The organism is Pedobacter sp. BAL39, from assembly GCF_000170795.1.
Lineage (GTDB): Bacteria > Bacteroidota > Bacteroidia > Sphingobacteriales > Sphingobacteriaceae > Pedobacter.
Map to the genome: position 1 here is coordinate 98,308 of NZ_ABCM01000013.1, position 12,249 is coordinate 110,556.

10 protein-coding genes are annotated in these 12,249 nt (G+C 49.4%); all 10 read right to left on the reverse strand.

All coding sequences use genetic code 11. The annotated features are described in order from the left end of the window. Positions 1–930, reverse strand: coding sequence for an ABC transporter ATP-binding protein (locus tag PBAL39_RS16650; protein WP_008243605.1), 930 nt, complete (start codon positions 928–930; stop codon positions 1–3). Positions 931–975: 45 nt separating this feature from the next. Continuing rightward, positions 976–1,539, reverse strand: a complete 564-nt coding sequence (locus tag PBAL39_RS16655; protein WP_157274063.1) for a TlpA disulfide reductase family protein — start codon at positions 1,537–1,539, stop codon at positions 976–978. A gap of 7 nt (positions 1,540–1,546) precedes the next feature. After that, on the reverse strand, positions 1,547–2,704 hold the full coding sequence (locus PBAL39_RS16660; protein ID WP_083801768.1) for a redoxin domain-containing protein: 1,158 nt from the start codon (positions 2,702–2,704) through the stop codon (positions 1,547–1,549). Positions 2,705–2,794: 90 nt separating this feature from the next. Beyond that, positions 2,795–4,300 carry a PKD-like family lipoprotein gene (locus PBAL39_RS16665; protein WP_008243612.1) on the reverse strand — a complete coding sequence of 502 codons (1,506 nt, stop codon included), beginning with the start codon at positions 4,298–4,300 and terminating at the stop codon, positions 2,795–2,797. A 36-nt stretch (positions 4,301–4,336) separates the two neighbouring features. Beyond that, a complete protein-coding gene (locus PBAL39_RS16670; RefSeq protein ID WP_157274064.1) occupies positions 4,337–5,143 on the reverse strand; it encodes a DUF4843 domain-containing protein in 807 nt (268 codons plus the stop codon). A 17-nt stretch (positions 5,144–5,160) separates the two neighbouring features. After that, the gene (locus tag PBAL39_RS16675) at positions 5,161–6,573 is read right to left on the reverse strand and encodes a RagB/SusD family nutrient uptake outer membrane protein (RefSeq protein ID WP_008243616.1); all 1,413 of its coding nucleotides are present in this window, start codon (positions 6,571–6,573) and stop codon (positions 5,161–5,163) included. Positions 6,574–6,590: 17 nt separating this feature from the next. Next, positions 6,591–9,947 (reverse strand): SusC/RagA family TonB-linked outer membrane protein, encoded by a 3,357-nt coding sequence (locus PBAL39_RS16680; RefSeq protein WP_198139840.1) that lies wholly within the window; start codon positions 9,945–9,947, stop codon positions 6,591–6,593. Between the two features lie 147 nt (positions 9,948–10,094). Continuing rightward, on the reverse strand, positions 10,095–11,258 hold the full coding sequence (locus PBAL39_RS16685) for a FecR family protein (protein ID WP_008243620.1): 1,164 nt from the start codon (positions 11,256–11,258) through the stop codon (positions 10,095–10,097). Between the two features lie 103 nt (positions 11,259–11,361). Further along, entirely contained in the window at positions 11,362–11,958 is a 597-nt protein-coding gene (locus PBAL39_RS16690; protein WP_008243621.1) for an RNA polymerase sigma factor, read from the reverse strand. 84 nt (positions 11,959–12,042) lie between these two features. Then, positions 12,043–12,168 carry a hypothetical protein gene (locus tag PBAL39_RS25845; protein ID WP_008243623.1) on the reverse strand — a complete coding sequence of 42 codons (126 nt, stop codon included), beginning with the start codon at positions 12,166–12,168 and terminating at the stop codon, positions 12,043–12,045. Between the last annotated feature and the right edge of the window lie 81 nt (positions 12,169–12,249).

Below are 12,249 nucleotides of genomic sequence, written 5' to 3' on the forward strand. Positions count from 1 at the left end.
CTAAACGTTTGAAGGGGTAGACAACTGTTTAAATATTTCATCCAGGGAGCTCTTATCGAGGTTGATCTCCCTGAGCTTCCAGCCATGCTGCACGCTGGCAGCGATGACGGTTTCTGCAATCTGCTCGTCACCATTGAAGTAAAGCCTCACCTGACGCTCTGTGAGGAAGTCGACCTTAGTGATGCCATCTATCGCGAGGAAGGCTGCCGCCGCCGGTGGATTTTCCATGCGCATCAGCACGCTATGTGGTTCCACATAATTGTTAAAGGCATCCATGGTGTCGGCAAAGACAATGCGCCCGCCTTCAATCATCGTGATGTCCTTGCACAGCAGCTGCACCTCTGTCAGGATGTGCGAGGAGAAAATCACCAGGCGATCTGTCGCAATTTCCTTGATGAGTGCACGGACTTCGATGATCTGGTTTGGGTCCAGCCCGTTTGTAGGCTCATCGAGCACGACCACAGCCGGGTGATGGATGATGGCTTGTGCAATGCCCACGCGCTGGCGGTACCCACCGGAAAGGTTGCCAATCAGCCTGCTGCTGAAATGGGTAATGCCACAGCGCTCTTTAGCTTCAGCCACGGCAGCCTTGATTTCTCTCTTAGGGATAAATCGCAGTTCCGCACAATAAGTCAGGTATTCATCCACCGTAAGGTCAAGGTATAGCGGTGCATTCTGGGGCAGGAAGCCGATCTGTTTCTTCGCGAGCTCCGGCTGCTCCCTTACATCAATGCCATTAATGTATACCTTGCCCTCGGTCTGGTTCAATACCCCGCAGAGGATGTTCATCGTGGTTGATTTGCCGGCGCCATTGGAGCCCAGCAGTCCTACAATGCCACTTTTATTGATCTCCATGTTGATGTCGCGGATGGCCCATGAGCTGCTGTACTTATGCGACAGGTGCTCGATTTTTATGATGCTCTTTTCCAATTCTGAATAGTTTATGATGTTTGATTGATATAGTTGAACCGAAGCTTATTTTTTGATCAGCGCTTTTGCTGCATCTATGGTGAACTTACCGTCTACCAGCAGTTGGATCACCTCATCGTTTAGGTTGCTGGGATGTGTCTGCCAGACGAGCTTGTTGTTCTGGATGATGAAGGTCTGCGGGATGCCAGTCACCCCTGCCGCTTTTACCCACTTCTTATCGAAGTCGCTGCCCTCAGGGCCGCTGTAGGCAATGGTGTAACTTAAACCATCTCCCATCTCCTTGACGAAGGCATCGACTTTGGACCTATCGCTCTCCATCACATCCTGACCAATAAAAACCACGTTTTTATCTTTGAACCTGAGGTGCATGGCATTCAGGTGCGGCATTGCAGCGATGCAGGGTTTACACCAGGTGGCCCAAAGCTCCACGATGTAGATTTTATCTTTCTCAAAAGCTTTTACAGGTGTCCCTTTTATCCATTCTACATTTGGATATTCGGGGATGATGTCGTCACCGATATCCGGGAAATCGGCAAACTGCTGGGCGCTTAAACTTGTGGACATTGCCAGTAACAGCAATGCCATCAGGGGCATACATAGTCTTTTCATATGATTGTTATTTAACTGCTTTTTCAAGTTCCAAACCAAGCTCCGCATCCGTTAATGCCAGGCGTCGCATGAGAATTTTCCCGTCGGGGCCAATGAGAAAGCCTTGTGGAACAGCACCCAGGCTTAGGCCATAAGCTTTTGCGGTCTTGCTGATCGCCTCTTTGTTGCCTATGCCTCCAACGTCGGTGGTATGTACCCAGTTGTAGGTGGTGGCCTTCATGGCTTCGCGCCACCTGCTGTCTTCATCATAACTGACTCCCAGTATCACGAAGTTTTTATCTTTAAAGCGTTTGCTTACTTTTCTCATGTTGACGGCGAAAGAATCAAAGCCGAACACGTTGCTGATCCAGAACAGCAACATCACATTTTTACCCTTTAGCGAGGACAGCGTAACGGGGTTCCCCAGGCTATCCTTTACCGTAAAATCCGGGGCTACGTTACCGATAGCCAGCTTTTTGGAAAGCTGGATCCGCTCGGCGAAGAGTTTCCCCTGCTCCGTATTGCGGACAGCTGCAGAGTAGCGGTTGAAGCCTTTGATGCCCTCATCTTCGATGAAACCTCTTTGTGTCTTGATCCAAAGCAGAAAAGCAGCATAACTGTCGGGGCTGGCGGCAATCCAGGCGCTGTCGATCTTCTCCTGCTGCGCCAGGATCGGGGCAATCTGCTTCTGCAAAGCCTCAGCAGCTTCCATGTTACGTTCCATGCGCATCTTTGCCTGCTGTTCCGCCAATGGCCGATACTGGTCGTTCAGTGTTTTCAGCAATGCTACACGATGTAGGTAATCGGCCTGTCCCTTACCTCCCGTGACTGCCGCATTGCCGATGCTGTCGGCACTCACAATTTTTATGGTGCCACCCTCGACAAAGAAACCTTTGTAATCGCTCACCCTTCCCATTTTGGGCCCGCCCTTATTATCCGAAAACTGAAGGCTGGCAAAATAGGGGTCACCTACTTCTCCCTGCAGACTGAAAGCGCCATTGCGCACGATGGCAGAGTCCCTGACATAGGTATTCGGGTGGCTATTGTATTGAAGGATTACCTTTCCCTGGATGTCTTTGGCAAGCTGTCCGTTAATGGTAAATTTGTGCTGTGAAAAGGCCGGGGCGGACAAGGCGGTGGCCATGCCTACGCATAGGCTGCACTTAAATAATGTCTTTAAAATCATTCGTTTACTGTTTTTTGTATGGTTGGTTTTGAAACCCGGAGCGCAGCATGCTGCCTGGCTCCGGGAGGTGCAATGGTTAAATGTTTCACCTTACCGCAGGCGTTCGCGGTAGGAGATGCTCGCGATTTTTCCAAACCCGGTCCAGCGGTCTGCGAGCACCAGATCTGCATTGACCGTCGGCACGGCATAACGCTCCAGCACACCACTGGTGGCGGGTGCTGCCGGGCTGTAGCTTCCTACGTTAAGCAGCTTGGCCCAGCCGCCATAGGTCGCATTGGAGGCCCTGTTGAAGAAGCTGGGGAAAGCCAGGTACGTAATCTCTGAATCGCCCTTGTCCAGCATCAGCTTGCTGGTACGCAGGGAAAGGTCATATTCATAAAGTTTACCGCCAACGCTATAAAACAGGTAACCCAGATCAGGGCTCACAGCATAGTGACTGGCCAACGCAATGTCGGTCCCCGTCATCTCCTGATAATACGATGAGGCCCCGCCAACGGCAAACCGCAGCATATAGATCTTTGAGGTTTGCGGATTTTTGAGTACCGCATAGGCATTACCCGAGTAGTTCCGCTCCATATACAGCAGATCGTTTCCCGACGGATAGTTCAGGCCATCGGGCACGTCAGACACCGTGACATTTGTGATTGCTGAGGTGCTCACAAACTTTCTCTTGCTCTTGTTATACATGACAAAAGCATTTCCATCCGTGGCTACGTAAGGTGCTACAGGGAAGGGCGTCTGTCCCGAAGAATACGTATTTACCGGAACATAGGGCCATGCCGAAGAGGACAGGAAGGCGCGCACATAGATATTGTCGTTGGCCATCAGGAACAGGTTGGTAAAGATAAACTGCGTGGCGCCGTTCATCGCATTGGCTTTAAATCCGGCAGGCACATTTCCCAGCATCTCATAACGGATGTCATAAGTGGGCAGATAATCGAAGGTCTCGGAATGGATGCGGCTGGTGCCGGTTTCTGTCATCAGGTAGATGCGGTAGGTATCGGCTGTACCCCCACCAGAGAAGGCGGTTTCCGCGCAATATACCTGGTAAGGTTTCCCCTGTTCCGGCAGTCGCGAGCCCATCTTCGCCAGCACATCCGTAAACTGGCTGAACTTCTGGGTGGCCCTGCTGTAGGAAAGCATGTCGAGGCGGCTTTTTCCAGCCACCTCATTCAGTACCAGGAAACCTTCATATACCTCCGTAGTGACGGTCAGCGTAGTTTTGCTGTGGACCTCAACACCCGTGTTCAGGTCTTTCACACGATACTGGAGGCTATAGTTACCTGGCGCGATGCCAATTTTAATGCGCAGTGTTTTTGAGCTGGACAATACAGAATCCGGTGTCTGGTCATTGTTCCGGTCCAGTGCCCATTGGTAGCTGTAGGAATTGCCACCTGCTTCCTTTATGCTCTCCGCCAATGAGGGTGCCACAATCAGGCTGTCCCCGAAGTAAGCAGTATATCCGGAAGTGGTATCAAAGTTTTCAATAGTTACTTTATTAATCTCACGATAGTCATAATTCCCGAGGTCCTTCGAGCAGGAAAGGGAAAAAGATGCTGCCAGAGCAACCATGATGTATTTTTTAATCGTTCTCATCGATTGTATATTTTAAGATTTACATTAAACCATGAGCTAGCGGTAGGCCGCCCCCATCATCATTGTTGTAGTGCCGTCAGCCTCATATACTGTATTGCCGGCCAGCACCTGGTCCTGCAGGTAACGGCTCATGAAAGCGGCGTAATAGCTGGCAAGGGCATTCCGCTGTTTGATGTCTGTAATTGTATTGGCGACCGACCAGAAATCAAGCGGCATTCCGGCGATCTGATTCAGCAGCGAGACTTTCTTCTCCGAGAAAGTACCGAAGTAAACGTTGCCCCATGATGGTCCGGGAGCAAGAATATCGGAGACCGTCACCTGAAAGGAAAGCAGCTTGATGGTATCTGCACTGGAAGCACCCCTGTCGAGGTACCTTACCTTCAGCTCAGTAGCAAAATCCTTGTTGGCATTCAGGTGAAAAATCGCTTTCACGCCCTTTGTCTTCAGGTCCGGTGCCCGCTTCAGCTTCAGGAAAATGGTATCCAGCACACGTCCTCCATGAAAGATAAAGGTCTGGGGAAGCTCAAAATGCTGTGCGGTGGCGGTCGACAAGGGGTCGACGCTTAAGCTGAACTCCCGGTCGGCTGCGGCCGGTACGCCAGTTACGGCCACTGGAATGGGAAGGATGATACTGGTTACCTCAGGTGCCTGATAGGCGAAGGTGAGGTCTGCCGTATCCGCAGGGAAGCCCAGCTCCTGTTGCTCAGGATTCACATCTCGGAAGTAGTTGAAGTAAATATTATCGGCCGTATTATAAGTAGTCAGTGTCGATTTTTTACACGATGACATCGCCGTCATCAGCAGAAAAGACAAGGCTATCATTTGTTTTAATGTTTTCATCATCTTCATAATTTAAATGATCAACGTGGAGTAGTTTCTGAAAGCGGCAATGGCACAATGTAGGATGGTGATACGGTTGAATAAACATCCATTCCACTCGGTACACTACCTTCCCGCTTACGTTTATAATAGAAGAACAACTGTCCTTCGCCCCAGAATTCCTTCTGGTATTCTTTCCTGAGCTCTGCAGCAAGATCAGCTGTTGGTTGCAGATCTGCCAGTCCGCGGTTGTGGCGTACCTGGTTCAGGTAACCGATGCCCGTCTGCGGGTTGGCAGCTGTCTCTGCGAGGATGTAATACATCTCCGATTTGCGCAACATGGGCTGAAGGAAACGCCAGGTCTTGGTTTTATCTGCCGGATCGGCGAACTTGAAAAATGTAGGATAATTCTGGATGGTCGTCAACCACGTGGTCGTATACCGATAGTCGTTTTCATTACCTTCAAAGATATCGCTCAATCTGTCCGGATCCGGTCGCAGGATGACAAGTTCAGTGACATCCGGACTGAATGAGGCGGTATAATTGGTATACATCTGTGGATTATAGACCGCAAAAAGCACTTCCGGAGAAAAGATTCTATCGGGGTTTGCATTCGACACGATGTCACTGTAAGGCATCCATGGAAACCAGCGTTCCCCTGCATCCAACACCGCTTTGGCGGCGGCATTCGCCTCCTGGCTCCGTCCTGCCCAGAGGTAAACCCTGGCCGTCAGCGCTTTAACCGCATAAAAGTTCAGGCGTTGGTTGCGATATCCGCCATAGAAATTCGCGTTGTTCTGCAGCCCTGCCTGGGTGATGGGATCATTCGCCAACAAAGCGGCGGCGGCATTCAGGTCGGCAATTACTTTTTCCAGCACCTGGCTGCTGTTGAGCACCGGCTGCGAGGTGCCATCTGCCAGGGTATAGTAAGGAATTGCAGGCGTCTGCGCCCCCTCAGTGTGTGCAGGGCCGAACAAACGGAGCAGGTCAAAATGCAGCAGTGCACGGATCGCCAGTGCCTCCCCTTTAAGTATATTGCCATTGGCTGCTGTCAGCACCCTGCCATTGATGGCACCGTCTATCCTGGACAGAAATAAGTTGGCGGATAGGATTGTGGTGTATGCTTTCTTCCAGAGGTTATCCATTTCTGTCTGTACACTCCCTTGCTGGTACTGGTATTGCTGCAGGTAAGAGAAGCTGAGCGATCCTGAAAAGGGCGTCATATAACGCTGCCCCAGGACTTCAATGTTGGTATTGCTCAGGGCTGATCCATATAGGCTATTGTCTGCCAGGTCAATATACAAACCGTTTAATGCCTGCTGCACTGCAGATTCATTTTTGAATACCTGGTCTTCTGTATAGGCGCCTTCCGGCTGTACGTCCAGATATTTTGTACATCCTGTCATCAGCAGCAATGTGGAAAGCAATGCGATGAAATGAGTTTTTATAGTCATCTTAACTGAATTTTAGGTTAAAAAGTAGCATTGACACTAAATGAAGCCGTGCGGGCATATGGATAAGAGATGCCCCGTTCCGTTTGTATTTTCTCCAGACGGAAGATGTCATTTGCATAAAAGCTGATGCCCAGCGACTGCACCTTTAGTTTTCTGACCCATCCTGCGAAGGATCGCCAGCCGATGTTGAAGGACTCACCTATAAAATGGGTATCTTCTTCTACAAAACGCGATGACATCGGGCTTCCGGCATACTCACCGATGCCAATAAACTGGGTTACATCACCCGGTTTCTGCCACCGGTTATACAGCGCCCGTTTGTCCAGGTTATAAATCTGTGTGCCTCCGTCTATGTTTTCGACTTTGTTAAAAAGTGCACTGTTGAATACACTGCCTTTGACGCGGTAGCGTAACATCGCCGAAAAGGTAAAGTCCTTATAGCTGAGGGAAGTATTGATGACCCCCTCCATTTTCGGGCGGAGGTTACCTACCCTGACAATGTCATTAGGATCGTAGGTAAAAGTCAGCGAGCCATCTTTTTTCTGAAAGATTTCTCTTCCTGTTGCGGGGTCTACACCTCTCGAGACCACCGCCCAGATGTCGTCAGGGCTATAGCCATCATAAAAACGGCTCAGTCCACGACTCTGACGTTGTTCTTCATTCAAGGTCGCCAGCGTGTTGCCCAAGCCTCCGTATTCACTGGTGTAATTGCTACCGGTGATGCCCAGGCTCCATATGATGCGTTTTTCCACATTGTAGACCGGTGAAACTTTCAGGTTTAACAACCAGCCTTTGGTGGTCAGGTGTCCTACGTTTAACACGTAGTTTGAATTTACACCCGCGGAAGAAGGCAGTGTGCCGGCAGCAGCAACTGAAAGCGGGTCCGTGTTTTTATGGTAATATTCCACATAACCACTGATGCGGTTGTTGGCAAAGGCAAAGTCGAGCCCATAGCTATCCTGCAGGGTCTTCTGCCAGTCGAGCGAAGGATTACCAAGACTTGCCATAGAAAGGCCTTGTCCGAAGTTATTGTTGTTTCCCGCCTGAAACTGATAGGTAGATACCGAGCTAAACTGACCGAGGTTTTCATTTCCGGTATACCCTATATCGCCGCGGATTTTCAACAGGTTGATCCATCTGACATTTCTAAGAAATTTCTCCCGATGGATGTTCCAGCCAAGCCCCCCGGAAACAAAGGGTTTAAACAAATGGTCAGAGCCGAAAACACTGGCCCCATCCAGGCGATACACCACATCCAATAGAAACCGTTGGTCAAAGCCGTAGTTGGCACTGGCCAGGAAACCGACACTTCGCGCTTCCGTGACCGCGGACGCAGGGACGCTAAAAGGCACATAGCCATAAGCAAAAGCAGGGTTCCCATTTGTACCGTAGGGAAATCCTGTTGCAGAGAACCCGGTCATATCGGCCGCAGTACGTTGCACATCCCCCCTGACGTTGGCATTGAGCTGATGTTTACCGATCACCTTCGCATAAGTCAGCATGAGGTTGGCACTGTAGGCGGAGTTGTCCGTCTTGCCGCTGGTGTAAAGGCCTTTCTGATGCAATTCCACATTGTCAAACTGTGAATTGTCCGGCGGCACAAATAATGTCGTAACATTGTTTCCCTTGGACAGCTGAAGCCCACCTTGCAAGCGAAAGCTGTCGGAGATGGTCAGGATGGCCTGTGTATTGTTAAAAAATGAAAAGATCTTATTCTGGTTGATGCTCTCCAGAGTCGCATTGTATAGTGGGTTGATGGCCGTCATGTCGTACACCGGATCCAGATATTTGGGGATGGTCCCATCTTCGAGTTCTTTCCTGAAAAAGGGATTTGCGCGGGCGAAGTTCTCAAAAGAGCCGTAGGGAGATTCCGTCGCCTTGCTGCCGGATACAGAAAGCATGTTGTTGACATTGATGCGCCCCTTCCGGTAGGAAAGGTTCATGTTACCGCCAAAAGTCTCTCTTCCCGATCCCTTCATTGCTCCACCCTGATTGCCGTAAGAAGCACCCGCATTGAACATAAAATCGCTATTACCACCTCCCAGCTGAAGCGAGTGTCTATTGGTGATGCCAATCCGTACCGGTTCATTGAGCCAGTAGGTGTCTACTCCCCGCTGCACTTCAGCAAGCCTGCTGTTATATTTCTCTTCGCCGATCCATGGAAACTGAACGCCTCTATAGATTCCTCCCGAAAGCCGTTCATATTCCAGCTTTTCAGCAGCATTCATCAGGTTGTAACTGCTCAGATCCGGGAGGTCCATCGAGAAGTCACCTGTATAGCTGATCTGCAACTGTCCGGGTACCGGGCGTTTGGTTTCAACTACAATGACCCCATTGGAAGCTTTCGCCCCGTATAGTGCTGTTGAGGCCGCATCTTTCAGGATGGTCACTGAGGCCACCCTGTTCATATCAAGGTCGTAGATCTGCTGAAGTGTACTCTCAAACCCATCCAGGATAAATAGCGGCTGGTTGGGGTCGGCATTGAACTGGTTGTTCAGGTCGGAAGTACTGATGCTCGTCCTGCCGCGCACCTCAAACTTAGGCATTGTGTTCGGGTTAGACCCCTGCAGGTTATTCTCCACTTTGATGAAGGAAGGGTCCAGGCTCTTCAGGCTTTCCAGCAGGTTTTTGTTGCCCACAGCCTTCAGCTCCAGCCCTGTGAAAGTGCTTGCTGAGCCCGTGAAGCTGTCCTTTTTGCGGACGATACCCGTACCGGTAATGACCACATCATCAATAGTGTTCGTCGCCAGGGACAAATTGAGTTCCAGAAACCTGAGGCCTCTGTTCACCTTGATCTCCATAGGCTCGTATCCGATATAGGTGATCAGCAGCGTCGAGTTTTCCTCCAGTCCGGAAATTAAAAACTCCCCTCTTTGGCCGGTTACAAACCTTCTCCGGGATCCTTTTATCGTAATAGTGGCTCCCGGAAGCACGTTGCCATCCGCACCACGGACTACACCGCCGATATTGATGAGGTCGGGAAAGTCCATTCCAATCCAGGCGAGGATGGAAGTAGGTTTCTCCTTGATGACTACTGTATTTTTATTGATGGTATACTCCAGGGGCTGGCCTTGGAGCACCTGATCCAGCGCATCCAGAAAGGAGACTCCTGATAATCTGACGGTTACAGGTTTAGCGGCTTTCAAAACACCATCAGTATAAATGAAATCATAACCACTCTGGTTGCTGATCTCATTCAGAATTTTATTTAAAGGGCTGTTTTTTCCAGTCAGGCTAATTTTTTGTGCGTAGGTTGACGCACTCACCTGTATAAATGTTGCGAATAGGATTACGGTAGTTAGTCGCACAATAAGCAATAGTTTATGAATACACCCGCTGGGTATACCCGGTTTGTTGGTATAAATTTTATACATTTGTTTGGTTTGGTTGAGCAGCATGTCGATGTTTCGAAGCGGTGACAGCTGCCAGTTAACAGTTGATAAATTTATTTATTGATACAGTCAAACCCATACCAGGTCCCGGTGGTTCATCGTGGCCTGGTTGTTTGTTTTCATAAGTAGCTATTTCGTCACCACGATCCTCCTTCCTTCGACTTTAAATTTTACTTTTCCGGTGAGTTCAAGGGACTTCAGAACTTCGGATACATGCTCCGACCGGGACATAGACCCGATAAACTTGTCGTCGGGCAGCGCCCCCTCAAAGACCACTTCTACATCATACCACCTGGACACCATGCGCATGATGTATTGGATGTTGTCGTTCTCAAACATGAACTTGTTGTTTTTCCAGGCTACAGCAAGCCTTACATTGAAGTCCTGAACCCTGATGCTACCGCCGGTCAAAACAGCCTGTTGACCCGGTGTGAGCAATGCTTCCCGCCCCTTGCTGACCACCTTTACAGATCCTTCCAGCAAGGTGGTCTTGAGCTGAGGCTCGTCATGGTAACTATTGACATTAAAATGTGTGCCCAGCACTTCAATTTCCTGATTCCCTGCAGATACAATAAAAGGATGCCGGCGGTCTTTCGCTACCTCAAAGTAACCTTCGCCGGTGAGTTCCACGCGACGTTTTTTTGCGGACGAGAAATTGGTAGGGTATTTCAGTGACGAGGCAGCGTTGAGCCATACTCTGGAGTTATCGGGCAGGACCACCATATACTGACCACCTCTCGGGGTCTCGATGGTATTGAAGCCATTATGTCCGGCAGATTTCGTGGCAGCGGCCTGGTAAACGATCTGTCCGTCTTCAGTTTTGGTGATGCGGATGCCGGACTGCTGCGCCAGCTCCCCTTTGGCGGCATCCGTTAAAGAAATGCGACGCCCATCGGTTAAGGTTAGGATGGCCTTATTACCTCCCGGTGCGACATCATTGGCAAAGGTTACTGATGAAGTACCGCTATCAACACCTTTAAAAAGATAAAGGGCAAGAATGATCAGGGCAATTGCAGCAGCAATTCCCGCCGAAAGCTTCGGCCATAACCGGATGTTTCTTTTCCTAAGCGGCTGTGGCTGCTCCAGGATGTATCCCAATATGGCGGCAGCATCTTCATCGTTAGCCCTGTGACTCAACAAATCATCACGATTCCATATCTGATCGGCGAGTGCCTGGATGCCCTCGTCGTTATTGGGGTCTGACAAAGCTGCATCCCATTGCTGTGCTTCTGCTTCCGTCAGCATGTTGGTCTGAAATTGTTTAAATAAGTAGTTTAAGGTGTCCTTATCCATAGTATCCGGTATAAAATCAGTGTAGACATCACACTAGATCATCATCCCTATATTGGTATGTCGGACAGCCAGAGGTTTCGGGGTAGCCGGAAATTAAAAAAAATTAAATGAGCTTAAAAATCACTACCAGCGCCACAATATCGCTGTGTTCGCTGATGTAGCTACGCAACGACCTCATTGCTACTTTCAGATGGGTCTTTACCGTCCCGCTGGAAATGTTGAGTTGTGCTGCCGCCTCCTCATACTTCAGTCCTTGCTGCTGACACAACCGGTACACCAGCTGTTGCTGCTTCGGAAGCTGGCGAATGCCATCCTCCAGGATCCGGCGCCCTTCATTCAGCAGAATACCTTCTTCGGTTTCATTGTGCGTCTCCTGCCAGGAGCCGGCAAGGATCTTCTCTGCCTTTCTGTGCGTATCTCTGTTCCTGAGGATGTCTATGGCCCTCCGCTGCGCAAAGGTTTTCAGATAACCATGAAGGTTATAAATGCTGTTGAGCTTATCTCCCTGCTGCCAGATGTGCAGCATACTTTCCTGAACAACATCCAGCGCCAGCTCATCAGAGTTCAGCAAATGCCTGGCAAAACCATAAATCTCGGGATAATGATGGTTATAGATCTCAGTAAATGCATGTTGATCCCCTAAGGCCGTTTTTTTCAGCAAAAGTTTTTCATCAATAAGGGGTTTCAGGGCCATGCTCATCTATTCTCCTCGTAAATTTATACAAATCAGCATCATTTCTATCATGTTTGGCAAATCCTTGAAAAAAAAGCAGGAAAAGAGCAGCTATAACGCACGGTTTTTCAGGTGGTCTGCAATTTCATATTCCTTTTTTTCTGCTGCCCGAATTTGTCCGGCATGCGCAAGAGCACCACCAGTGACACCATAGGGATGAGGAAATTTTCTTGTCATTATGATAAAAAGATGTGTACCTTATGAGCTTAAAGAACCACCAACAGCTTAATGATCTGATCATTACAGAAACACAAAACT

What these genes read in the sequence shown, in the direction of transcription:
- PBAL39_RS16670 (WP_157274064.1), bottom strand. Translation starts at nt 5,143, where the DNA reads ATGATGAAAACATTAAAACAAATGATAGCCTTGTCTTTTCTGCTGATG.
- PBAL39_RS16690 (WP_008243621.1), bottom strand. Translation starts at nt 11,958, where the DNA reads ATGAGCATGGCCCTGAAACCCCTTATTGATGAAAAACTTTTGCTGAAA.
- PBAL39_RS16655 (WP_157274063.1), bottom strand. Translation starts at nt 1,539, where the DNA reads ATGAAAAGACTATGTATGCCCCTGATGGCATTGCTGTTACTGGCAATG.
- PBAL39_RS16685 (WP_008243620.1), bottom strand. Translation starts at nt 11,258, where the DNA reads ATGGATAAGGACACCTTAAACTACTTATTTAAACAATTTCAGACCAAC.
- PBAL39_RS16675 (WP_008243616.1), bottom strand. Translation starts at nt 6,573, where the DNA reads ATGACTATAAAAACTCATTTCATCGCATTGCTTTCCACATTGCTGCTG.
- PBAL39_RS16680 (WP_198139840.1), bottom strand. Translation starts at nt 9,947, where the DNA reads ATGTATAAAATTTATACCAACAAACCGGGTATACCCAGCGGGTGTATT.
- PBAL39_RS25845 (WP_008243623.1), bottom strand. Translation starts at nt 12,168, where the DNA reads ATGACAAGAAAATTTCCTCATCCCTATGGTGTCACTGGTGGTGCTCTT.
- PBAL39_RS16660 (WP_083801768.1), bottom strand. Translation starts at nt 2,704, where the DNA reads ATGATTTTAAAGACATTATTTAAGTGCAGCCTATGCGTAGGCATGGCC.
- PBAL39_RS16665 (WP_008243612.1), bottom strand. Translation starts at nt 4,300, where the DNA reads ATGAGAACGATTAAAAAATACATCATGGTTGCTCTGGCAGCATCTTTT.